Annotated in this window: 20 protein-coding genes; 15 read left to right on the plus strand and 5 right to left on the minus strand. The window is 43.5% G+C overall.

Going from position 1 to position 24402, the window contains the following annotated elements; all coding sequences use genetic code 11:
* From LPY66_RS02190 to LPY66_RS02215, 6 genes are all read left to right on the plus strand, one after another.
* Positions 1-2115: a COG1361 S-layer family protein gene (locus LPY66_RS02190; RefSeq protein WP_337986496.1), complete on the plus strand. Its 2115-nt coding sequence runs from the start codon at positions 1-3 to the stop codon at positions 2113-2115.
* Positions 2108-3505: an ABC transporter permease gene (locus LPY66_RS02195; protein ID WP_337988002.1), complete on the plus strand. Its 1398-nt coding sequence runs from the start codon at positions 2108-2110 to the stop codon at positions 3503-3505. The genes LPY66_RS02190 and LPY66_RS02195 overlap by 8 nt, the downstream gene beginning before the upstream one ends.
* A 611-nt stretch (positions 3506-4116) precedes the next feature.
* Positions 4117-5283, plus strand: coding sequence for an MFS transporter (locus tag LPY66_RS02200; RefSeq protein ID WP_337986497.1), 1167 nt, complete (start codon positions 4117-4119; stop codon positions 5281-5283).
* A gap of 15 nt (positions 5284-5298) precedes the next feature.
* The gene (locus LPY66_RS02205) at positions 5299-7191 is read left to right on the plus strand and encodes an oxidoreductase (protein ID WP_337986498.1); all 1893 of its coding nucleotides are present in this window, start codon (positions 5299-5301) and stop codon (positions 7189-7191) included.
* 130 nt (positions 7192-7321) lie between these two features.
* Positions 7322-8512, plus strand: a complete 1191-nt coding sequence (locus tag LPY66_RS02210) for an MFS transporter (protein WP_337986499.1) — start codon at positions 7322-7324, stop codon at positions 8510-8512.
* Between the two features lie 259 nt (positions 8513-8771).
* Positions 8772-10337 (plus strand): PucR family transcriptional regulator, encoded by a 1566-nt coding sequence (locus LPY66_RS02215; protein WP_337986500.1) that lies wholly within the window; start codon positions 8772-8774, stop codon positions 10335-10337.
* Between the two features lie 31 nt (positions 10338-10368).
* Here the strand turns inward: LPY66_RS02215 and LPY66_RS02220 are convergent, their stop codons facing one another.
* The gene (locus LPY66_RS02220) at positions 10369-12246 is read right to left on the minus strand and encodes an LTA synthase family protein (protein WP_337986501.1); all 1878 of its coding nucleotides are present in this window, start codon (positions 12244-12246) and stop codon (positions 10369-10371) included.
* Between the two features lie 188 nt (positions 12247-12434).
* Here LPY66_RS02220 and LPY66_RS02225 point away from each other — a divergent pair, with 188 nt between their 5' ends.
* The 6 genes from LPY66_RS02225 to rsmI all read left to right on the plus strand — a co-directional run bounded on the left by LPY66_RS02225 (position 12435) and on the right by rsmI (position 16930).
* Complete coding sequence (locus tag LPY66_RS02225; RefSeq protein ID WP_337988003.1) at positions 12435-12626, plus strand: sigma factor G inhibitor Gin; 192 nt, start codon at positions 12435-12437, stop codon at positions 12624-12626.
* A 110-nt stretch (positions 12627-12736) separates the two neighbouring features.
* Complete coding sequence (locus LPY66_RS02230; protein ID WP_337986502.1) at positions 12737-14155, plus strand: aminotransferase class I/II-fold pyridoxal phosphate-dependent enzyme; 1419 nt, start codon at positions 12737-12739, stop codon at positions 14153-14155.
* A gap of 10 nt (positions 14156-14165) precedes the next feature.
* A complete protein-coding gene (locus LPY66_RS02235; protein ID WP_337986503.1) occupies positions 14166-15023 on the plus strand; it encodes a DNA polymerase III subunit delta' in 858 nt (285 codons plus the stop codon).
* Positions 15016-15762 (plus strand): PSP1 domain-containing protein, encoded by a 747-nt coding sequence (locus tag LPY66_RS02240; RefSeq protein WP_337986504.1) that lies wholly within the window; start codon positions 15016-15018, stop codon positions 15760-15762. The genes LPY66_RS02235 and LPY66_RS02240 overlap by 8 nt, the downstream gene beginning before the upstream one ends.
* Positions 15763-15764: 2 nt before the next feature.
* A complete protein-coding gene (locus LPY66_RS02245; RefSeq protein ID WP_337986505.1) occupies positions 15765-16073 on the plus strand; it encodes an initiation-control protein YabA in 309 nt (102 codons plus the stop codon).
* A gap of 14 nt (positions 16074-16087) precedes the next feature.
* Complete coding sequence (gene rsmI / locus LPY66_RS02250; RefSeq protein ID WP_337986506.1) at positions 16088-16930, plus strand: 16S rRNA (cytidine(1402)-2'-O)-methyltransferase; 843 nt, start codon at positions 16088-16090, stop codon at positions 16928-16930.
* Between the two features lie 144 nt (positions 16931-17074).
* Here the strand turns inward: rsmI and LPY66_RS02255 are convergent, their stop codons facing one another.
* Complete coding sequence (locus tag LPY66_RS02255) at positions 17075-17338, minus strand: AbrB/MazE/SpoVT family DNA-binding domain-containing protein (protein WP_443112454.1); 264 nt, start codon at positions 17336-17338, stop codon at positions 17075-17077.
* A gap of 173 nt (positions 17339-17511) precedes the next feature.
* Here LPY66_RS02255 and metG point away from each other — a divergent pair, with 173 nt between their 5' ends.
* The 3 genes from metG (at position 17512) to LPY66_RS02270 (ending at position 21330) form a co-directional block, all read left to right on the plus strand.
* Positions 17512-19443 (plus strand): methionine--tRNA ligase, encoded by a 1932-nt coding sequence (gene metG, locus LPY66_RS02260; protein WP_337986508.1) that lies wholly within the window; start codon positions 17512-17514, stop codon positions 19441-19443.
* The gene (locus LPY66_RS02265) at positions 19440-20225 is read left to right on the plus strand and encodes a TatD family hydrolase (RefSeq protein WP_337986509.1); all 786 of its coding nucleotides are present in this window, start codon (positions 19440-19442) and stop codon (positions 20223-20225) included. The genes metG and LPY66_RS02265 overlap by 4 nt, the downstream gene beginning before the upstream one ends.
* Before the next feature lie 136 nt (positions 20226-20361).
* On the plus strand, positions 20362-21330 hold the full coding sequence (locus tag LPY66_RS02270; protein ID WP_337986510.1) for a prohibitin family protein: 969 nt from the start codon (positions 20362-20364) through the stop codon (positions 21328-21330).
* 211 nt (positions 21331-21541) lie between these two features.
* On the opposite strand, the gene LPY66_RS02275 is transcribed toward LPY66_RS02270, so the two are convergent.
* The 3 genes from LPY66_RS02275 to acsV all read right to left on the minus strand — a co-directional run bounded on the left by LPY66_RS02275 (position 21542) and on the right by acsV (position 24390).
* Positions 21542-22153 (minus strand): DUF3786 domain-containing protein, encoded by a 612-nt coding sequence (locus tag LPY66_RS02275; RefSeq protein ID WP_337986511.1) that lies wholly within the window; start codon positions 22151-22153, stop codon positions 21542-21544.
* 10 nt (positions 22154-22163) lie between these two features.
* Positions 22164-22355, minus strand: a complete 192-nt coding sequence (locus tag LPY66_RS02280; protein WP_337986512.1) for a CooT family nickel-binding protein — start codon at positions 22353-22355, stop codon at positions 22164-22166.
* A gap of 94 nt (positions 22356-22449) precedes the next feature.
* Complete coding sequence (acsV, locus tag LPY66_RS02285) at positions 22450-24390, minus strand: corrinoid activation/regeneration protein AcsV (RefSeq protein WP_337986513.1); 1941 nt, start codon at positions 24388-24390, stop codon at positions 22450-22452.
* Positions 24391-24402 lie beyond the last annotated feature (12 nt).

Genomic DNA, 24402 nt, shown 5'->3' on the forward strand with positions numbered 1-24402 from the left:
ATGTTTATCAAAAAAAAGGGTTTATCCATCGTACTGTCTTTAACATTAGGTATCTTATTATTTTTCGCACCGCCAGCAAAGCTACAGGCGGCCGGTGAGGCAATAACAGTCACCAATTATTCCATCAATCATTCCGGGGCGATCGAACCACAGGAATCCTTTATATTGACGGTAACCTTGGTTAATCAAAGCGGGTCCGACTTAGACGGTGCGAAGGTTGTTGTGGACAGCACGTCAAGTTTCTTCGCAGCAGACGGCACCGGGCTAACCAAGACTATCGCCGACTGGAATAATGGCGTCACCGTAACTGCCAGCTTTAGTCTGAGATATGACGGCGGATCGCGAAATACCCTTTCGATCAGTGTTATCGATAACTTAAGCAATGCACAGACCGTCGCCAATAATACATATACCATTGCAGTGAGTCAAGCAGAAAGCACTAATCCAACCCAGGAGGTGGATACCTCTACCTATGTTCCATCCATCGATATTATCAGTGATCCTTATGTTTACGCGGCAGCCGGGGAAAACCTGACGTTGGCGTTAAAAATTAAAAATACAAGTTCTTATACCGCCCAGAATATTCGGGTCATTCCCGATCTTAGCGGTGAAAGTCCCTTTGCTTTGACCGGTAACAGCTCCCAGTTCTCTGTGGCGAGCTTAAATCCGGGAGAAACGCAGACAATCACCTGTTATTTCGCAGTCGCCCCTTCAGCCTTAGAAAAAGTGTATACTCTGAAATTAAATTTAATCTATTCCAATGCTTTCGGAAATCGTTTTGGCAGCGGCGCTACACCATTAAGCGAGGCAATCTATGTCAGTGTTAAAAATACCAATACCTTTCCGCGTATCACTATCGGAAATATACGTGTGACCAATCCGGATCAAGCTCATCCCACCGTGATGAAAACGGTCATAAGAGTGAGTAATGCGGGTTCACTGACAGCCAAGAATGTCAGCATTACCTTACAGGGATTAAAAGATGACGGGCTCGGCCTTTATCGGGATAGCAATATGACCTGTATCGACAGTCTGGCCGGAAAAGGCTGGAAGGATATTACCTTTTACCTGATACCGTCCGGTAAGGTTGGCCAAGGCAATTACGCTCTCTCCGCGAAAATTGAATACATGGACGAGAGCGGAAAAGCCTATACGAGTGAATGTCAGTTCTTTGTCCCTGTACAATCGGGCGGAGGCGGGGCGACAGTTCCTAAAATCATTTTGAATAGTTATAGCTGTAATCCCGGTATCGTTAAGGCCGGAGAAAAGTTTACTTTAAACCTTAGCTTTCTTAATACCAATCCGGACAAGACGGTAAAAAATATAAAAATTTACCTTACGGTTCCTGACGGCGGTGCGGATAGCAGCGGCAGTGTCTTTACCCCGGTAAACAGCAGCAACACACTATTTGTCGATGAGATTAAGCCGAAATGTTTAGCCGTAAAAACCCTGGAGTTCTATACTATTCCTGACGCCAAACCAAAAACCTATTCATTAACGGCAAATTTTGAATACCAAGATGATCAGGGAACGGAATATAAAGCAACTGAAATTATTGGCGTTCCGGTCAATCAGCAAGTTAACTTAGAGACAAGTGAGCTTCAAATTCCGGCAGAAGGTTTTATGGGTCAGCCTGTACCCATTTCTTTGGAGTTCTATAATACCGGCAAAGCGAGCATCAGTAATCTCATGTTTAAAGTAGAAGGAAATTTTGCTGCGGAAAACAGCTCGTATTACGTTGGAACATTTGATGTTGGCGCCAGTGATTATTTTGAAGCGACTATAACACCGACATCCCCCGGTGCGCAGTCCGGTGCGGTTGTTATAACCTTTGATGATCCTACGGGGGAGCATCTGGTTATAAAAAAGGAAATAGTCTTTAATGCGCAGGAAATGATTCAACCGCAGATGCCTGAGGGGATGCCTCCAGTAGAAATGGCTCCTCCAATCAACTGGAAAAAGCGGCTGCTTATTATCGCGGCGACATTAATTGTGCTTATCATCGCAGGCATAGTTGCTCACAAGAAAGGATTATTAAAAAAGCTCTGGGGGTTAAGAAAATCATTACGGGTTCCAAAATTCAGATCAAAGAAGGGACAAAATTTTGATGAATAGGTTTGATCTGATTCATATGGGTTTGAGAAACCTGTGGCGGAGAAAGACCCGCACGATTTTAACCATTATGGGCGTCGTAATCGGGACGGCGGCTATTGTGATCATGATGTCGTTGGGGTACGGTATGAAGTATTCTTTCCAAGAACAGGTGTCTCAAATAGGCAGTGTAACGATCATTGACGTCCAGCAAGCCTATGAGGGCATGGTTGATATGAATACCGGTCAACCAATGACCAATGCGGCGGAAGCCGGTTCACTCAATGACAAGGCGATTGCCCAATTTAAACAGCTTGAAGGGGTTCAGGCTGTAACGCCCACACTGGACAGCTATGTTCGGATTGTATCCGGCAGATACGTCATGGATGTGCCTATTCGCGGCATTGATCCGGATTTCATGTCAGCGCTGGGACTTAAGCTGCAAGCCGGCAGGCTGCTGCAGCAAGGCGACGAAGCCAATGTGGTTTTTGGTGCCATGACACTGCAGGGCTTTTATAACCCTAAGAGCAATAACCGGCAACAAATGGGAATGATGATGCCCCAGCAAGGAAATGCCGCGGATTTGAAGGTCGATGTACTGAACGATAAGTTATCGTTTACGTATGACTTTGCTTACGGTAATCGAAAAGTACCCGGAGATGTTCAAGCAAGCAGCGTTAAACCAAAACTCTACAAGATAAAAGGGGTAGGTATTCTTCAGGAAGGGCAAATGGACAGCGATTATACCGTGTTTATGGATATTGGCCAGTTAAAGATGTTTATTGAGGATAATGGCAAATATCTGAAGACCAGTGATCCTAATTATAAGCAAACATTGGCTCAACAGCTGAGGTATCAGGGTGCCCGAGTCAAAGTAAGTGATCTGAAATACGTTACGGCAGTTCAGAATAAAATCAAGGAGATGGGCTTTCAAACCTATAGCCTGAATGATGTGCTGGAATCCATGAAAAAAACCTCCAGCACACTGCAATTGATCCTGGGCGGTATCGGGGCTATATCGCTATTGGTAGCAGCATTAGGAATTACCAATACCATGATAATGTCCATTTATGAGCGTACCCGGGAAATTGGAATCATGAAAGTAATCGGCGCTTCCATCAAGGACATTGAAAAGTTATTTTTGTTTGAATCCGGTATGATTGGATTTCTGGGGGGACTTCTGGGAATGGGGGTCAGTTTTGTCCTTTCGCTCATATTAAATATGATCAGTCATAATACGCAAGTCCTGATGAGCATGGGTATTGGCGGCAGCGGCAGCAAAATATCCGTTATTCCTTTTTGGCTTGTTATTGCGGTTATGGGATTAAGTATTATCGTCGGATTGATTGCCGGTTACTACCCTGCGCGCCGGGCAATGAAGTTAAGTGCGTTGGAAGCGATTAGAAATGAGTAGATAAACAGGGCAATTGAAGTTATAAAAAACCTGTTAGACAGAACGAATCAATGTGATTGTTCCTGTTTAACAGGCTTTTTTTGTACATGAACAGGCAACTGCCGCAGAGTCAGGAGGCTAGTACGAAATTTTGGAAATATCTAGACAATTCTTTTATGAAGGTCTGTATGTCACAATACCTGCCGAAAGCGGTATGTGACATACAGACCTACCCCAAATAATCGAATGTCTATATACTTAAAGTTCGTTGTACTAGTACAACGTTCTCTAAATAACTGGACATTCAGCTTCATAGCACGGTCTGCGTACCACAATTCCAGCGCCAAGCGGAGCATGGAGGCGAAGCGCGGCTCTTTGCGCCACGGATGGCGCAAGAGCCGAAAGCGGAATGTGGTGCGTGGACCGGACCCTAACAAATATATTTGTCTAATTATTTAAAAATCATAATACTAGGAGTAGCGCTGAGAATGATGAATATGTTAAAATATTAAAATTTTTGTCCTTCATTTTTAAATCTATGACAGTGTTTGTTCTTTTTATTTATGCTAAATTACACTTGTCGGGAGATCCAACGTTTATTAGAATGAAATATTTAAATGGGGGATTGAAAAATGAGCAAACCGTTTAACAGAACACTGCTGAAATTTGCCATTCTCTGTGTTGCTGTCCAGGACATCGGAGCTGGAGCTGCCACACCTGCGCTGGCCAATATGATTGCCGCTTTCCCGAATGTCAGTCCGGAAACCGTTATGATGACGTCATCGATTCCGTCCTTATGTTTAGTTATTTTTTCGTTTGTCTACTCTAAATTAACGGAATACTTAAACAAAAAACAAATCTGGTATATCGGTGCAGCGTTATTCTTGATCGGCGGTATTGCGCCCGCATTCCTGGATAATATTTATGCGATTTTAGCCATGCGTTTCTTGCTGGGGATTGCAGTTGGCTTCTTCATCCCGATGGTTACAGACCTCGTGGTCGATTTCTTCGAAGAAGGACCGGAAAGACAGAATATGATTGGCTGGGGTGTTGCCGTTGCCAGCGCAGGCGGAATCATGTTTACCTTATTAGGTGGTTTTCTCGCTGTAGGGGATTGGCATAACTGCTTTTATGCCTATATTGTTTCTGTCATTTTCTTTTTAGTCACCGCAATCTTTCTCCCAACCCCTGAAAAGAAAAAGAAGGTTGCCAATTCCAAAGTAAAAGTGAAAATGCCGGCAATCGTCTATATCCATTCTATCGTCTTTGCGCTCTATAATCTTTTTCTGTTTGCCATCGTCACTAACCTGGCTATAGTCATCGTCGGCGAACAACTGGGCAACGCAGGTTCTGTTGGTGTTGTTCTGACATTCTATACCGTTGGTTCCTTTATTTCTTCTTTGATCTATGGAAAACTAACCCAGGTTTTAAAAGGCTATCTCTATCCCATGGCGATTCTGGTCACAGCGATCGGGTTCTTTATCAATCTCGTTCCGGGGACACTGACGACGTTAATCGCTGGAACCGTCGTTATTGGTATCGGCATGGGCTGTTCCAATCCTTCAGCCTATAATTTCAATGCGTCACGCGCACCGTTAGGTGCTTCGACACTGGGGATATCTTTAGCGGTTGTCTTTATGGGCATTGGTCAATTCATTCAGCCCTGGGTCTTTGCTTTCATTATGAAAACACTTGGGCTCGCTGATGGAAGGCCTGCCTTTTTGGTGGCGGGTGCAGCTATCGTCATTTGTTCAGTCATCATGCTGATTTTGAACAAAAACAAATTAATTACAGAATAACTTGGAGGCACAGTGATGGACAAACATTCTCAAATTTTTCGGCCGATTACAATTGGCAAATGCACAGCAAAAAACCGGATTCAGGTTGCACCGGCAGGATGCTTTTTAGCTGGACACGATGGTGGGAACAGCCCGGAGTTTATGGCGTATACCAAAGGATTAGCGCGATCGGGAGCCGGTATTGTTACACTGGGTGTTTCATCCGTAGATGAAGGGGTATCCGGCGTTCAAATTCTCTCTGTCGGCAACGCGATTACAATCCCAGACTTGGCAGATATCACGGAAATGATCCATCAATATGGTGCCCTCGCCAGCATAGAGCTGATTAATGCGCAATATATGATGACACCACCCCAGCGTGTGGCAACCCAAACCACAAAAGAGGAAATTCAACATATCATTACCTTATTCGCCAACGCGGCAGAACGCTGTATGCTGGCAGGATTTGATATGATCATGATCCACGGCGGCCATGGGAATGTTCCGGCTATGTTTTTTTCAGAAGAATACAACAAGCGAACCGACGAATATGGCGGCAGTTTAATTAACCGCAGTCGTTTTACAGTGGAGCTGCTGGAAGCTATCCGGGCTAAGGTAGGCAATAACCTTGCCATAGAATACAGAATCAGTGCGGAAGAGTTGCTGCCGGGCAGTACCGGTATTGAAGAAACACTTGCCTTTGCTAAGATCATTCAGGATAAGATCGATCTTATCCATGTATCGCGCGGCTTGCTCGAACAGGATAGTTTACTGCCATATATTTTCCAACCGACCTATTTCCCCAGGGCGATGAACCTGGAAGCAGCCAAACGATTCAAAAAAGAACTGGATATTCCCGTATCGGTTGTCGGCAGTTTTGATCTGGAAACGGCAGAAAATGCCGTTGCCAACAATGATGTCGATATTGTGGCTATGATCCGTAACGTGCTGGCAGATACAGATTGCGTGACCAAAGCCTATCGGGGAAAGAGTGATAATATTCGCCCGTGTGTTCGGTGCAATACCTGTATCCATCGTACGCACTCCCAATTTATTCACATCCGCTGTGCAGTTAATCCACTTATTGGACGGGAGACATGGTTTCCGGAAGTACAACCCAAACTGAACCCCAAAAAGGTAGTCGTCATCGGCGGCGGACCGGCGGGACTTGAAGCAGCGCGGACTGCCTCAGCTCGTGGCCATCACGTTATCCTATTTGAAAAGAGTGACGAATTAGGTGGGGCTCTCCGAATGGCTTCTGTTGCCTCATTCAAAAAGGATATGAAAAAATATTTGGACTGGTCGATCCGTACCGTCATGAGCGATCCCAAGATCACGGTAAAAATGGGAACCGCAGCAACCAAAGAAAATATATTGCTTGAAAACCCCGACGCTTTATTGATTGCCGTTGGTGCCAATCCGATCATACCTGTGTTTAAAGCAAGTGAAACGGGGAAAATTGTTTGGGTCGGGGATGTGGAACTGGGAAAAGTCCAGACCGGGCAACATGTTCTGATTGCCGGTGCAGGATTTACCGGACTGGAACTTGCTTTGACACTGGCAGCAGAGGGGAAAAAAATCACAATAATCGATATGCTGCCTGAAGAAAGGATCGGCGCTGATGGTATTCATATCAGTATGATCGCCTTAAGAAAACTATTGGATGAGGCCGGTGTTAAATTTCAATGTGAGGTAAAGCTCATTGATGTTACAACTGAGGGCGCTGTCATTAAAGATAAGGATAATCAATCCTCGTTTATCGATTGCGATAATGTCATCCTATCGTTAGGTGTAAAAGCAGATCGTGCTCAGGTTGAGGCGTTCAGCGATCTTGTCGAAGAAACATATATCATCGGTGATTGCGCTGCGAAAGGCAGCACGTTGTGGAATGCCACACGGACCGGTTTTGATGCCGCAATGAGGCTGTAGATAAATAAAGAACTGGTTTTAATAGAGAAAAATAAGCGAGGTGATGGCATGAGGTAAACACGGGCTGTTTTCGATAATTTCGAGTATTAAGAAAGATTTAATAATGTATATTGAAGGGATGGAAGACGTAATGTCAACAAAACGGTATTCTGCAATAACTAAATGCGCCATTTTATCGATTATTATTGTGCAATATGCGGCAGCGGCAACGACACCTGCTCTTGGTGCGATTGCTATGGGGCTAACCGGTGTCAGTGAAGGATTAATTAAACAAATTGTTTCTTTGCCAAACTTGCTTATGATTCCTGCAGCCTTACTTTGCGGACAATTAGTCCGTATCATGAAAAAGAGGACACTCTTAAATATCAGTATGCTCTTAATGCTTATCGGCGGGGTTTTACCGGGATTTTTCGGGGATATCTATTTTATTTTAGCTATGAGGGCCGTGTTTGGGATTGGTTACGGTTTCGTCTTTACACTTTCGATTTCTTGGATTTCCGATGTTTTTGAAGGAAAAGAACGTGCAGATATGTATGGATTTCAAGCTGCAATCGGTGCACTTGCCGGCGTGGTTTATCAATTGGCAGGCGGCAGCTTAGCAGCAATTAACTGGCGATACGCCTTCTTCAGCCTCTTTATCATGGTTCCGTTTATCTTCTTGATCTTCTTCAAACTGCCTGAGCCGGAAAAAAGACCGCTAGAAGCAAGCGAATCCGGTGTCTCTAAAGGAAAATTATCGCCAATGACCTGGATTTTATCCATATTGAATTTAGCTTGCATGATTTTCTTGTTCTCCTATATGACGGATTTGGGTATAGTCATTGCGGTAGAACAAATAGCTAATCCAGCCGTAGTGGGTACTTTGATGTCAACCTTTGTTGGCGGGGCCTTTGTTTGCGGCTTGATTTACGGAAAACTTGATGCGATCTTAAAGAAATACACGATAGCCTTTCAAGTTCTGCTCATTGGTGTCGGTATGTGCATTATGTTATTCTCACATTCCTTAACACCCTTCTTTGTTGCTTCCTTCATTTTTGGTATGGGTTTTGGCGGATATAACCCGTGTATTTTTGGTATGGTCGCCAACAGTGCGGATAAAAACGCGGCTACCCTTGCTTTCTCCGTATACTTGGCAATCAATGCGCTTGGCCAGTTTTTATCACCGATTGTTCTTGGTTTCCTCAAAGGGCTGTTTGGTATAAACGTTCCCAGAGGCGGATGGATGATTGCCGGCCCACTGCTGGTTATCTCTGCTCTTGTTATTGTGATTGTCCAAGCCGTAAAAAAACCAAAAGCTGTTCCAAAGGCAATCAATGAATAATTATTTATGAGAAGATAAAAAGTATGAGATGATAAAAAAGTATTGTTTATGCTGATTCCAGTTCTTTATAAAGCCTGTTGACGTTTTGTTGTCGACAGGCTTTTCCGAGTCTGATCTCAAGCTTGCAAGCAGAATAGGATAAGGCTTAAAGGACATTTTTCATTTCCTGTCGAATTAAATTCAAATCGTGCGTATTCGGGTAAATAAATTAACGTACAATACAAAGATACATCGATGAATCTAAGGGAGCTGATTGGTTATGGTCAGTTTGGAGACAGTCTATGAAGCCCTGAGACATTGGAGTCCGAAAATCTATCTCAACGTAAAGTCGGATTCGTATATTAATGATGTCGTTATACTTTCTAAAGATAAATCAATGTTAAAAACGACCCTTTTGTATGTCTGTACTTCCGATCAGCTACCTGAATTATCAATGATGACGTCAAGTCTCAATATATTATGTATCGCTAAAGAAAATATAGCGGAAGACAACCTGGGAAATCATCATAACTTCATCCTTGTGAATAGCACGGAATTGATGAAAGTGTATGAAGAAACCAATGCCATCATCTCTGATCGAATACGAATCTTTCGAGGTGAAAAAAGGATCTGTGAAGCCCTTCTTTCAGGAAAAGGACTTCAGCATATCGTTGATGTGGGTTTAGATGTTCTGGGAAATCCTTTTTTCGTCAGTGATCTTAGCTTTAAAATTCTCGCGCGTACGCACACGGAAGTCGATGATCGCAGCTGGAATGAAGCAACAAATACGGAAATTAAATATAATGAAATTGCCAGGCAGCTTAGGAAAAGCAGCGAAATCGAAAAGCTTTATAACAGTGACGCTCCGGTATTAAGTGAGTTCAGTTATTCCAAATATAAATGGCTTGCCTGCAGAATTATGGTAGCCGGGAAAGTTATCGGGCATGCGGCGATGATTGAATATTTGAAACCTCTTCGCAAAAGTGATACGGAGCTATTAAAGATTTTTTGCAAAGCATTAGCCAGTGAGATACAGAAGGAAAATTTCCCGAATTATGTTCATGGCGTAAAGTATGAATTTCTTCTTGCGGATATTTTAGATGACAAGCTTTCTAATCGAAAAATTGCTGAAGAAAGGATGAAAATTTTAAATATAAAATTCAAAGAACGCCTCTATGTATTGGTTTCGCGCTTAAGTCCTAAAGCCCCCGGCAATACATCTATTCCGTATATACGTAATCTGATGGAAAGAATGGTAGGTGACAGCAAAACGATCATTTATCATAACCACATCGTGATGATTGTCGGCCGCCATGCGAATAATCCTTTGACCCCCTCTGATTTAGGTAATATATCCGCATTGCTTGCAGATAATCAGATCGACTGCGGCTTGAGCCGGTGTTTTGGTAATATCGGCGACTTAAAGGAACACTATGTGCAGGCATTGAAAGCGATAGATATTGGAACACGTATTGATAAGGATAAAGATCTTTACTTTTATGAGGACTATTCATTTTTCCACCTGCTGGAGTTGGCTGCCGGACAGAAGGAGCTGGATAGCTTTTGCAGTCCTTTATTGACGCAGCTCAGGGAATATGACCGGAAGAACGCGACGGACTATACGAAAAGCTTGTATGTTTACCTTTCCTGTGGGTGTGATCTTCATAAAGCGGCTGAACAATTTAAAATACATCGGAATTCAATGAATTATCGTATCAATAAAATTACGGAGATTCTTGATACGGATATCGATGATCCGGAAGTAAATTTTTCACTGTATCTATCCTTTAAAATACTCATATTTAACGAAGGGATTAATGCGTTTAGGGGGAAAGGTGACAGTTGATTTCTATTGGGGTCATTTACTGATATAGAGGTCATTTACCGCTAGCCAGTTGCCGGATATATTCATCCGAAAGCGTGATCAACGATGTGATACGGCGTTCCTCTGTCGTTGATTGGTTTACTTCAAGCTGTTGATGCGTCTTGATACTTATACCGGTATCCCGACCGGCTTCATGATAGATCGTATCAGAAATATAGGTGCCGTCGGGATGGTAGTATCTGAATCCCAAAAGATTATGGTTGCTGTTGATAATATCCTGACCAAAGCAAATAAAATTATCAAGGGAAATATCCAGTAAATTTGCCAAGGTGGGCAGTATATCCACCTGTCCGCCGGGGTTGTTGATTACTTCCGGTTCAACGCCCGGTATTTTTATGATTAAGGGAACATTGAGACGGTCTACGACATCATGTTTTCGATTTAACATTTGGGTGATGTAATTCGGAGACTCTTCCTCAAAGCTTTTGGAAATACCTGAGTGGTCGCCATAGACAATCAGAACCGTATCCTCCCATAAGCCGCTATCTTTCAGACCTTGAATAAACTGTCCGACGGCATAATCGGTATAATGGATAGCTTCCAGATAATTTCCCAAAGACGTAGTGTTTGAATCAGATCGAAGCTGGATACGTTGCTTACTTTCCGGAAGGATAAACGGATGATGGCTGGTTAGAGTTATAAAGCTGGCATAAAACAATTGGTTTTTATCCTTATAGGTTGTCAGAACGGGTAAAGCCTTCCGGAAAAGCACTTCATCCGAAGCCCCCCAGCGGCCAGTGAGGTCTTCTTCGCCATAAAAAACTTTATCGTAGTATTTATCAAAGCCAAGGGAGGGGTAAAGGGAATCCCGATTCCAATAAAATGCGGCATTGGTATGGAAGGTTATGGCACGATAGCCTTCTTCTTTTAGTAAACGCGGCAAGGAGGGGTAGGCAATGTCCTCATAGATTTTGCTTATTGCTTGGTCAGGTAACGGGTATAACGATGTATTGACAATAAATTCTGCATCCGATGTATTCCCCTGAGAAATTTGACTATAGAAATAAGGAAAGTAAAGGCTTTCTTTTATTAGACGGTTGAGATTAGGCGTTATTTCTTGCCCATTGACACGATGATTGATCACAAAATTCTCCATTGATTCCATTTGAATAAGAATAATATTTTTGCCTTTTGCCCGGCCAAAATACTCTGGCCAAAGGGAGGGTTCGGCTTGTTTAAGGAAGGCGATATATTCTTTGCTCAGCTGTGCTGCGGGTGCCATTGTGTTTCTATGGTTTATACTTTCCGTAATGGTATGAACAACATCATACAGTTGCGTGGTCAGTACCCCGGTATCACGCGCCAACAAGTAATTATTATCGGGATGTGGGGAATGTTTCACCGCATTGAAGGCAATGATACCGGATAGAAGGATGACACATATTAATGGGACAGTTACGGATCTCACTGGTCTGACATCTTTTCGTCTATTTCGTTTTGGCGCTTGTTTAACGGCATATTTTTGGCAGAGGAACACCACCAACAGATCAGAAAAGAAGAGTACATATTTAATAGAAAATAATTCTCGGATGCTGCCGCCTTGGTCCCGGAGCAATGGCACTTGCAGCATCGCCTGAAAATCAAGGATACGCTCAAAATGGCTGTAGTACATAATGAAACTGAAGCAGTAAAATGACAGGACAGCATCAATAATCACATAGGGTTTGAGGCTCTTGCCCAGGAACACGAGCTCAACAATCGCAAATAGACATAACAGTATAGTCGCTTCCAGAAACCAGGATGAAGGGTTATTCTCATCGGGAAAGATCCACTGCCGGATCACGAGTAGTTTTATCCAAACACTGATCGTAAAGAGTTTAAAGTAAGATGACAATAAAGGTTGTTTTTTTTTATATCGAATTCTTTCCATACCTTAAGCCCTAACCTAATTATTTCTGTTTGGATTACTCGTCCTGTTTGTTTAAAATACATACGAATAGCTCTATTATCCTATGAACAGCAGACTGGGATTATGCGATTTCGATACTAATAACCGTTTTTTTCGGAAAGAATATACTAAACACATATAAAAATATCGGGGGGATTCCTGTGAATAATATGTATCCAAAATGTGCCGTATGCGGTCAAGTGCCGGCAAAGGGTTTATTTGATGGGCTGTGGCTTGCAGGGAAGCTAATTTGCACCGACTGCGAGCAAAAAATCATCGTCACTGACGTTCAAGAACATAGATATCATGATCATATTCGGGATATTCGCCATATTTTATTCGGCTCAGTTCGAATTATTTAAAAATGATACTGGGGCATCAATAATACTAATAATTTGCCTGTTCCGAAGATGATGAAATAATTAAAAAAATATGTTAAAATAATGTATTACCTATAGTTCGAAGGAAGCGAATGGATTTGCTGCAAAATCGTCTTCAGGGTTACTTAGGCAAAGGGATGTGTTCTTTTCATACACCCGGTCATAAAGGGAGAAAAGACCTGTTTTCACCTGATTTTTTTCCGGATTATGATTTGACTGAACTTCCGGGATTGGACATGCTGCATAATCCCCAGGGCGTGATTGCGGAAGCCCAACGCAGGGCAGCTGCCGTCTATGGCTCTGATGAAGCTTACTTTTTAGTCAATGGCGGAACAGTGGGTAATCAGGCTATGTTCGCGGCATTGATGCAGGATATCCGGATGCGTGGGAAAAAGATCCGTATCGACCGCAAATCACATCGCTCCGTATACAGTGCACTTATCCTGTCCGGTTTACAGCCGGAATATATTGAGCCTGTCATTCATCCGGAATTTCAACTTGCCCTTGGCTTTGATGCGAAAAAATTTACAACGGATTCGGCAGATATTGGTGCCTATCATATTACAAGTCCGAGCTATTACGGGACGACGGCTGACCTTGAATCGATCATTGAAGAAAGGGACAGTCAATTTCCCGGTATACCGCTTTTAGTTGATCAGGCACATGGGGCACATTTTTGGGGAAGACATTTTCCTGCCCATGCGATTCGACTTGGTGCGGATATGGTTGTATTCAGCGCGCATAAGACACTGGCGGCGCTAACGCAATCCGGGATGCTCCATGTTCAGGGACAACGGATTGCCCGAACGGCTCTCAAAAGTGCCTTAGAGCTTCTGCAAACGTCCAGTCCTAGCTACCTCCTGATGACGTCGCTGGAAGCCGCTGTTAATGGCTTAACCCAAGCAGCCTGGGATGATCTTCATGAGGAAGTCTGTAACCTTCACCGAAAACTCAACGGACGCTTACGGCTCTTAGCCGAGAGCGATCATGGGCAATTTGGAATACACGAAGTCGACTGGACTAAAATTCTTTTAAACATCTCTCATCTCGACGTTTCTATTAAGGAGGCAATCACGATTTTGCGCCATAAGTATCATGTTGAACCGGAACTTTGGGATGAAAGAAATATTTTATTCATGCTGGGTGTCGGTAACACACCAGAGGATGTCAAACTTTTAACACAGGCCTTGACCTATCTTGCAGATAACTACAGCGGAAATCCAAACGCATTGAGTGGGAAAGAACAAGCGGAGAAACAACTGCCTATCCCGCCGATGCACTTGACGCCCAGGGAGGCTTGGCAATCACCAAAAAGGAAGATAAAACTGAAACAGGCGCTTGGCAAAATTTCGGCAGAGACCGTATCCATCTATCCTCCCGGTATACCGCTCGTTGCCGCAGGGGAAGAAATCACGCCCCCGATATTGGCGTATTTGCTCAACGCGGATAACTATCGTTGGCAGGGCTGGGATGGGTTCGAAGCAGGCGAAATTCAAGTGATTGATATATAGGAAGGGTTCTATGGGAATAACATTTGACTTATTAGCCAAAGCGGCACGTGAAGAAAAATTAGCACATTTTCTTCTGTTTCATGGCAGCGGGACAATTGAACGTGAGAAGGCTGTTCTGGAGCTCGCTCTCATGTTAAACTGTTTAGAAGAGAGTGATCACAAAAGTAAGCCATGCCGCGAGTGCATGGCTTGTAAGAAGATTCTTTCAGGCAATCACCCGGATATCTATCTGGTTAGACCGCCAAAAACATCAATAGGGATCGAACAGATCACCCAATTGCAGGAGAAACTATATCGCAAGACGTACGATGGAAAATACAGAGTCTGCCTGCTTGATCAGGCAGAGAAGCTTACGCTGCCGGCGGCAAATGCCCTTCTTAAAATAACGGAGGAGCCACCGGCAAACACGGTCATCGTTCTCAGTACGGCAAACGCGGAAGGAATAATAACGACATTAAGAAGCAGAGCCCAGGAAGTCTTTTTTTCACCACCGGACGAAGGGACGTGGGCAGAGGAAATAGAGGCTTTTCGTCTAAGCGGTGGTGACCCTGATCTTGCCAGAAAGATTCAGGAAGCTGGAATCACACCGGTTAAAAACCGCATCAGCCTTTATCTTGAGATGATTACACAAAGGGATTTCCTTAAAATGTTTAATCTATTCCCAATGGAACGCGATGAAAGCGTGCTATTTCTTCAGGTCTTGGCCGTTGCGATAAAAGAGAAAATACTTCGTGGGGAACAATCACCTGAAGTCTTAAAAGAAATAATACAGACGACAGAAATGATTCGCAGACAGGTTAACCACCGGCTAGTTTTGGAAGTGCTGGCCTTAAAGCATTTAAGATTGGGAGGAACAGATCTTGGCTAAAGTTGTAGGAATTCGTTTTAAAAAAGCCGGAAAAATTTATTATTTCCTTCCCGGCGGCCTGGATATCAAACCAAATGACGGTGTCATCGTCGAGACGGCCCGTGGAATGGAATACGGCAAAGTCGTCATACCCTTAAGAGAGATCACGGCTTCAGAAATCGTCTCTCCTCTAAAAGAAGTACTTCGGAAGGCAACACCGGAAGACGAAGAGATCTATCGTAATAATGAAAAGAAAGAAAAGGAAGCTTTTCAAGTTTGTCTGAAAAAAATACAAGCGCATCAACTCCCTATGAAGTTAATTGATGTGGAATATACCTTTGATGGGAATAAGATCATTTTCTCATTTACTGCGGAAGGACGGGTCGACTTTCGAGAACTGGTCAAGGATTTGGCATCGGTATTTCGTACCCGGATCGAACTCAGACAGATTGGCGTGCGGGATGAGGCGAAGATGCTTGGAGGCCTTGGCTCCTGTGGCCGGGAACTATGCTGTGCCTCTTTTCTTGGGGATTTTGAGCCCGTATCGATTCGCATGGCCAAGGATCAGAATCTCTCCCTGAATCCGACCAAGATATCTGGCATCTGCGGCAGGCTGATGTGCTGTCTGAAATATGAAAACGGCTGTTACGAGTGTCATAATCACAATGTCAAAAAAGATATGAATCTTTATTCAGAAATATATGATCCTGAAAGTAAGGAAGAATTACGAAAACTTGTCGCCGAGGAAGCGGAGGAATAACGGTGGGTCAGCTTTATCAGGCTATAACAGAAATTGAAGAGAATTTATCCAGTCTTTTAGGTGAAGTGAAAAGTCTAAGGCAGTACATCGAATATTTAGAAGAAGAGAATGTTAAGCTAAAAAGGCAGCTTTGTGCCGTATCGGAGGCGGATACCGCCAGAGTGCAGAAAAATGGGGCTAAAATTCAGAAGGAAGCACAGGAAAACCTCGAGAAGCTCTATCAAGAAGGCTTTCATGTCTGTCATATTTATTTTGGCGAGCCTGTTGAGGGAAGCTGCATTTTCTGTAACGCCTTCCTTAGGAAAGACTGATTAATGGAGGGAATATGCCGGATACCGGGACATTGTATGTATGTGCAACACCTATAGGCAATCTGGGAGATATCACACTGCGTGCGCTGGAGACCTTGAAAATGGTCGATTTTATTGCGGCTGAGGATACAAGACACTCTAAAAAGCTGCTTGACCATTATGAAATTAAGGCCACTCTCATCAGCTATCATGATCATAATGAAAGGACACGTTCCGAGGAATTGATCGCGCGACTAAAAGAGGGAAAGAACGGCGCGCTGATCTCCGATGCGGGAATGCCTGGAATATCCGATCCTGGCTATGTCTTGATCAACCGATGTCGCCAAGAAGGGATTACAATCGATGTTCTCCCGGGGGCCAATGCAGCGCTGACTGCTCTTGTGTTATCCGGTATGCCGGCAGATAATTTTCTTTTCTTAGGCTTTTTGCCGGCTGCAAAAGGAGACCGGCGAAAGATACTGAAAGAGCTGACAGATATCCCTTATACAATCATCTTCTATGAGGCACCCCATCGTTTGGTACACACACTGGAAGATATCCTGGAAATCCTAGGGGACCGTATGACAGCGGTAGCCCGAGAATTGACGAAAATTCACCAGGCTGTTCATCGGGGAACCGCCAGCGAGCTGGTTCAGGAATTCAGCTCGTGTCATGTCAAAGGAGAATGTTGTTTGCTCATCGCGCCTGCAGAGAAACTTACCAATCCGGGAGAACCTGCTTTATGGCTCAAGGATCTCGAGGAATTAGAAAGCCAGGGGATGGACAGTAAGCAGGCAATGAAAACCGTAGCCAAAAAATACGGAATAAGCAAAAGCGTGATCTATAGAGCACGCTTGAACAACCATGATACGACATAATTGACTATAATTCACATGAAGAATTTTAAGTTTACCTTAAATTTCAGATATTTAGGAAATGAGTATGTAACAGGATATGCGACAGATAGAAAAAGACAATAAAAAAGGAAGTAATCCACATTACTTCCCATTTTTAGGATCGATTCACCCGGCTTTGTTCTCGGCAGCAGCCTCCCCCATGGCGGAAGCACACTCCAGACAAACATTCTTTCCACGAAATACTTGGACGTTGGAAGCGTTGCCGCAGAACACACAAGCAGGCTCATACTTTTTCAGTATGATCTTTTCTTCGTCAACATATATTTCCAGAGCGTCTCTTTCGTCAATGCCCAAGGTTCTACGGAGCTCGATTGGTAATACAACACGGCCCAATTCGTCAACCTTTCTCACTATTCCTGTAGATTTCATATACATATCCCCTTTCAACAAGTTTCGACATTTATTAACCTAATGTTACCAATCGTACCTTAAAAAGTCAATAGGAAATATGTCCCTAATGCCAATTTCATTTAGTGTTTCTATTTAGAGGAATATATGTCGAAAAAAATTCGCATATTGAAATATAAAGGAGGACTTTCTTAATGAAATATTACATAACCACACCGATTTATTATCCCAATTCCAGTCCCCACATTGGAACAGCGTACACGACCATTGCTGCCGACGCCATGGCCCGACTGCGGCGAATGAAGGGCGATGAGGTATACTTTCTTACCGGAACAGATGAGAATGCGCAGAAGATCGTAAGAACTGCTGAAAACGCTGGAATGGACCCACATGCCTATGTCGATGGGATAGTGGATAAATTCAAGGCTTTTTGGCGCGCTCTTAATATATCCAATGATGATTTTATCCGGACGACGGAAGAGCGGCACGCAAAAGTTGTTCAGATGATTTTTACACGACTCTATGAACAAGGAGATATCTATAAATCGGAATATCAGGGATGGTACTGTACCCCGTGTGAAACCTTCTGGACCGAAAACAAGTTGGTTGATGGTAAATGCCCTAACCCCGATTGCGGCCGCGAAGTCGAATTACTTAAAGAAGAAAGTTATTTCTTCCGGATGTCGAAGTATGCCGACAGATTGCTGAATTACATTAAAGATCATCCAGAATTTATCCAACCGGCATCTCGCCGAAATGAGATGATAAAATTCATTGAAGGCGGACTGGAGGATCTCTGTGTCTCCCGGACAACGTTCAAATGGGGTATCAAGGTGCCTTTTGACCCGAAACATGTTGTTTATGTCTGGCTTGATGCCCTGATTAACTATATTTCTGCGTTGGGTTATCCGGATAATGATAAATACAAAAAATTCTGGCCGGCCAGTGTTCACCTTGTCGGTAAAGATATTGTCCGCTTCCACACGATTATTTGGCCTATCATTCTCATGGCACTGGACGTGCCGTTACCGGAAAAAGTATTTGGCCACGGCTGGTTTCTGGGTAAAGAAGGCGGAAAAATTTCTAAGTCAAAGGGCAATGTTCAGGACTCTTTTGAACTGATAAATCGTTACGGGGCCGATGCGATTCGCTATTTTCTCCTAAAGGAACTGCAATACGGAATGGATGGAACATTCTCAGAAGATGATCTTGTCGAACGGCTCAATAGCGATTTAGCCAATGATTTGGGTAACTTTGTTTCGCGCACGCTGGCGATGGTTGTCAAATATCGTGACGGGATCGTGCCTGAACCCGGTGAAGACTCCGACCTGGAAAGGGAAATTAAACAGTTGAGTCGCGATGTTAAAAAGGGCACGGAGGATAAAATGCTGGCCTGTGACACGGCAGGTGCGCTGGAATGCGTTTGGCAATTTGTCAGTAAATGCAATAAGTATGTTGACGAAACGGCTCCTTGGAACCTGGCCAAGGATCCAATGAATGAAAAACGTCTGAATACGGTACTCTATGCATTCGTTGAATGTATCCGAATTTTAGGTATCTTGTGCGCGCCGTTTATGCCGGGAGTACCGGATAAGATCAAGCCGTTACTGGGAAATACCGACTATTTCAGTGACTGGGAACAGGCGGACAAATGGCATATCCTTAAACCGGGAACGATGATCCAAAAGGGTGAGCCTATCTTCCCGCGTATCGATGTCAAGGCATACCTTGATGAATTAAATGCTCAAGCGGAAAGGTCTGAAAATATAGTGCAAACAGCGGACGTGATGGTTCCATTGAAAGAAGAAATAAGTATTGAAGAATTTGCCAAACTTGATTTGCGTGTGGTTAAGGTACTTCAAGCCGAAAAGGTAGAAAAAGCAGATAAGCTGCTCAAACTCGAAGTCGAGATGGGCAGCGAAATCCGAACCATCGTCTCAGGCATTGCCCTGCATTACAGTCCGGAAGAACTCATCGGCAAAAAAGTGATCCTGGTCGCTAATCTGAAACCCGCCAAGCTTCGTGGTATCGTGTCACAAGGAATGATACTTGCGGCATCGGATAATGGCGTTTTAGAAGTTTTGTCCGTATTAAAGGACATCCCATCAGGAGCGCAAGTAAAATGATGTGGGACACGCATGCCCATCTCGATGATGAGCAATTTGACCAGGATAGAGATGCCGTCATTCAACGGGCTCTCGGAGCCGGTATAACGACACTTATTAATGTCGGCTGCAGTGCAGAATCCAGCGAGGAATCGGTGAAATTGGCGGGAAGATACCCCTTCGTCTATGCGGCAGTCGGTATACATCCTCATGAAGCGAAGACCTGCACCCAGGAAACATGGGATAGGCTGGCGACACTGGCCCGAGATCCGAAGGTTGTTGCCTGGGGTGAGATCGGGCTGGATTATTACCGAGACATTTCCCCCAGAGAGGACCAAAAAAGAATATTTATTCAACAGCTTAAGCTGGCCAATGATGCCGATTTGCCGGTGATTATCCACAACAGGGATGCGCATGGTGATATCTTGCAGATCATTAAAGAATTTACGCCCAAAGCCGGCTGCGTGTTTCATACCTATTCAGGTTCATGGGAAATGGCGAAAGTGCTCTTAGACATGGATTTCTACTTATCTTTTTCCGGACCGATTACGTTTAAAAACGCGCGTCATGGTCCGGAAGTCATAGCAAAGATGCCGGTTGACCGTCTTTTAGCGGAGACAGATTGTCCTTATTTAACACCGGAGCCATTTCGGGGCAAACGCAACGAACCCGCTCACGTCAGCCGGGTTATCGCCAAAATTGCTGACATTCGCGGATTAGACTATGAGGAAACCGTACGGATCTGTTCCGAGAATGCAAGCAGGTTCTTTAAGTTAAGGGACGTTAAGTTAAGGGACCTGTAGTACAATAAGGCCACTCATAGCATAAAATGCCATATTTAGTTGCATGTTTACACGCATTCGACATTACTTACTCTTTTTCTTGAAACAATTAAGAAGGATTGTGTACTTTTCCCATTTATCTCATGATACGAAGTGAATGCTTTACGAAATAATGAGAGATATAAGTTCTTATAATGATGCAGCGGACTGGAAAATTCTCGTTCGCTGCATCACTTTTTTTGTAAAAATAAGAAGAAAAGGCAAAAATAATGATATAATAGATGTAAAAAAATGGGGGATAAGTAAAATGAAATTATCGATTCCTGACCTGCTCAATAAAAAACTGAAATATGTTGTAGGAATTGTTGTTGTAGTGGTTTTATTATTTTCCTCAATTACCGTAGTTGATGCCGGTCACACGGGAGTTAAAGTTACGCTAGGGTCGGTCAGTGCCAATCCGCTTAGTGAAGGAATGCATTTCAAAATTCCATTTATCCAATCGATTAAAGTAATGGATAACAGAGTTCAAAAATTGGAGGCCGAGAGCAATTCAGCATCAAAGGACTTACAAATTATCCATAGCAAAATTGCCGTAAATATCCGGTTAAATACGGCGGCGAGTGCCAGCATCTATAAGAATGTTGGTATGGACTATGGCGAAAAGATTATCAGTCCCTCGATACAGGAAGTTGTGAAAGCCATTACAGCAAGACATACGGCAGAAGAGCTAATTACCAAGCGACAGGAAGCAAGTACAGAAATGAAGGAACTTTTACAGGCCAAAGTAACAGATTACGGAATTTCTATAGAAAACTTCAATATTGTAAACTTTGATTTTAGTGAAGAATTTAATAAGGCTATTGAAGCAAAACAGACAGCGCAGCAGATGGCTTTGAAAGCCCAGCAGGATTTGGCAAGGATCAAAGTAGAAGCAGAACAAAAGGTTGCTCAAGCTGAAGCTGAAGCGAAAGCGTTACGGCTGCAAAAGCAGGAAATCACTCCGGAGCTCTTACAATTAAGACAGATCGAAGTACTGAAAGAAAAATGGAACGGACAGATGCCCACAACAGTATATATTGGTGATGGAAGCTCAAATACAACACTTCTAGGGATTCCGCTTAAGTAAAAGCATATTTGCTATATAAATTGCGCAGCGCGGCAGTTTGCGCCATGGAGGGCGCAACTGCCGAAAGCGGTTGTACATTGCATAGCCCTACCTTCTTTGGTTTTTAATCTTCCATATAACTTATATTTTTTAGGTCCGATATCAAATAAAAAGGGCGATGTCGCTAACTACTTTAGTAGTTGTGCAACACCGCCTTTCTAGATTGAATTGATTATTTAGCGAATGCTTTCATAAAATTCAGTGAGACATCGCCGACGACAGCCAAATCCTCCGCGTCAAAATAATCACCGACATTCGCATCAAAAAGAATGTTTGCGGTAGCAGGAAACTCGTCATCACCACGCCAAAGGATAAACGTAACATAGATATTATTGACAAATCGAAAGCGAAAGCTAATGTCACCATGTTCTGTTCTCTTGGCATCCACATTTAAGCTGGTCATGACTTTCTCAAAAGAGGGAAAGTCTCTGCCATACATTCGTGCCAGGCGCATAATACAGCGCCCGGTAAAATTACGGTAATAGACCTGACCGCCGGAAATATCACGGTAGGTAATATCTCTGCCTGTGGGGGGCGTTCCCTGAGCGTTAATCAAATAGCGAAGAATTAATGCCTTGACCGGGTAATTATTAAATTCGGTATAATTGGAATCCATGATGTCACCGGCGGGGAACGAAACAATAAATAGTTTGCCCATTAAAAACACACGAAACTCCTGTTTTTCCTGATCATAATCGACACCTGCTTTTCGGGAGATATGTACAGGATCACAGTCCTTGAGTTTCGCTCGCATAAATTCATAAGGCGCTTCCGAATTAGCCACAATCTATCCCTTACGCCTTCTCGCTGATCAGAATTTTATGATCCAGAAATTTAATTTCTTGAATATTTCCGCTAATAGTTTTTTCATCTCCGAGCAAACCTGTCAGATGAATTTTTCCGGATTCAATTTTCATATGAGCGACATTTTCCATAATCATTTTTTCGCCGTCTTGCGAAACAGAATAGGCATTGGATTCACACATTGAAGATCACCGTCCATTCTCATTGTTTACTTCTATTTTACTCATAACGTGTTTAAAGGGCAAATCTTATACAGTATCATGTGGCGTCGTTAGCTCAGACTATTTTTCGTTGTTCTTTTACGGTAGGAAATCGCTCCATCTCCGTGTGGGGAAGGAAGCAGGCTGAAATAAATTCTCCCATATAGGAGCTGTCCGCACTCAATTCCAGGTAGGTCATTTGCGAAGCAATTTCCTCTGCCTTTAAGCGTGCATCTTGACTCCGTAAGGTTAGATAACTGCCAAGGAGTGAACTATTGCCAAGGTATTTGAACTTTTCCACCGGAAGGTCCGGGAAAAGACCGATGGTAATTGCATTGACCATATCGATATTCGTGCCGATACCGCCTGCGATATATATTTTGTCAATTCCGGAATAATCTATACCCATGCTGTTTAAGAGCACGGCAACTGCAGAATAGACAGCGCCTTTTGCCCGGATAAAATTCTCTAAATCAATTTCCGTAATGGTGATATCATTCGGGATTTGCCATTCTTCTTTAAAGGCTAAAACATATTCACCGATATCATATTCATCAAAGCGGATACGCGGGGTAGCCATGTTACGGTTAAGTTTGCCCCGGCTGTCAATAACGCCGGTTCTGTACATTTCGGCAATGGCATCAATAATCCCGGAGCCGCATATCCCCAACGGTTTTTGATTATCTATAATTTCTATGGCAGGATCTAAAGTTCTTCTGTCGATTCTTACATTTTCAATAGCACCCGACGATGCGCGCATGCCGGAGCTTATTTCTCCGCCTTCAAAGGCAGGCCCGGCTGAACAGGCGCAAGTCAAAAGAAAATCCTTATTACCAAATACAATTTCGCCATTTGTTCCAAGATCCATAAACAGGACATTCTGGTCTTCAGCCCAAAGGCCTGAGGCTAATACGCCGGCTGTGATATCACCGCCAACGTAACTGGATACGGAAGGAAGAATATATAATAGACTTTCAGCGTGTGCTTTAAGTCCCAGTTCGCTCGCTTTGATGAACTCCGAAGTCAGAAACGCAGGAATATAGGGTTCTCTGCGCAGATAATCCGGGTAAACACCGAGAAGCAGATGCATCATCGTGGTGTTGCCGGAAGCGACAATGACACTGATATCATTATTGGAAAGGTGGAGTTCTTTACGCATTTTATTCAATAACGGGTTTATGGTGTCGTTGATGACAGCATGTTGTAATTCCTGGAGACCGTTTTTCCGAGTCGAATGAATAATTCGGGTTATCACATCAGCGCCGTATTTAATCTGGGCATTACCGGACGAGGCTTTCGCCAGGATCTTTCCGGTGCAAAGATCGACCAAAAAGGCAGCTACGGATGTTGTCCCAATATCAATAGCAACGCCATAGAGACGATCTGTGGTGTCTCCTGATTCGACATTGATCACACGGATGCCGTGATCATTTTCTACTAAATAAGTCAAGGTCACTTTAAAGTCTTTATGTCTTATGATCTGAGGAAGTAATTTTAGTACCGATAAGCCACAGCTGACTTCGTTAAAGTCGCTGTTCTTAAGCAGATGCCGCTTTATTCTGTCCCAGTCGGAAATATTATCATCAAGGGTGGGAAGGTCCAGTTCCATATATGTCTTCTGAACCGGGGAGTCAAATTGAATACGATTGGTTTCGGCGAGCTCAATGATCCCTTTCAGAATATCGGGATCATTTGTTCCCTCAAAACCTTCAACCTTCATTGTCGTAAAGGCAGATTCTTGAGACCGGGGAACCTCAACGGTTATATCGCCGGTTATTTTAGAACAGCAAGCCAGAACATACCCTTGATCGATATCCGCCGTGGTAATGTGATGGCTCTTTCGGAAGTTGACATTTCCTTTGCCTTTTAAGACTTTCACTTTGCATTTGCCGCATGACCCAAGACCGTTACACGGGGAATCTACGTAAATTCCTGCTTTTCGGGCGGCATCAAACAGCGTTTCACCAAGTTTCGCTAGTACAACCGTATTTTCCGGCACAAACTTCACTTTAAACATGATGACTCACTC

It is taken from the genome of Dehalobacter sp. DCM (assembly GCF_024972775.1).
Classification (GTDB): Bacteria; Bacillota; Desulfitobacteriia; order Desulfitobacteriales; family Syntrophobotulaceae; genus Dehalobacter.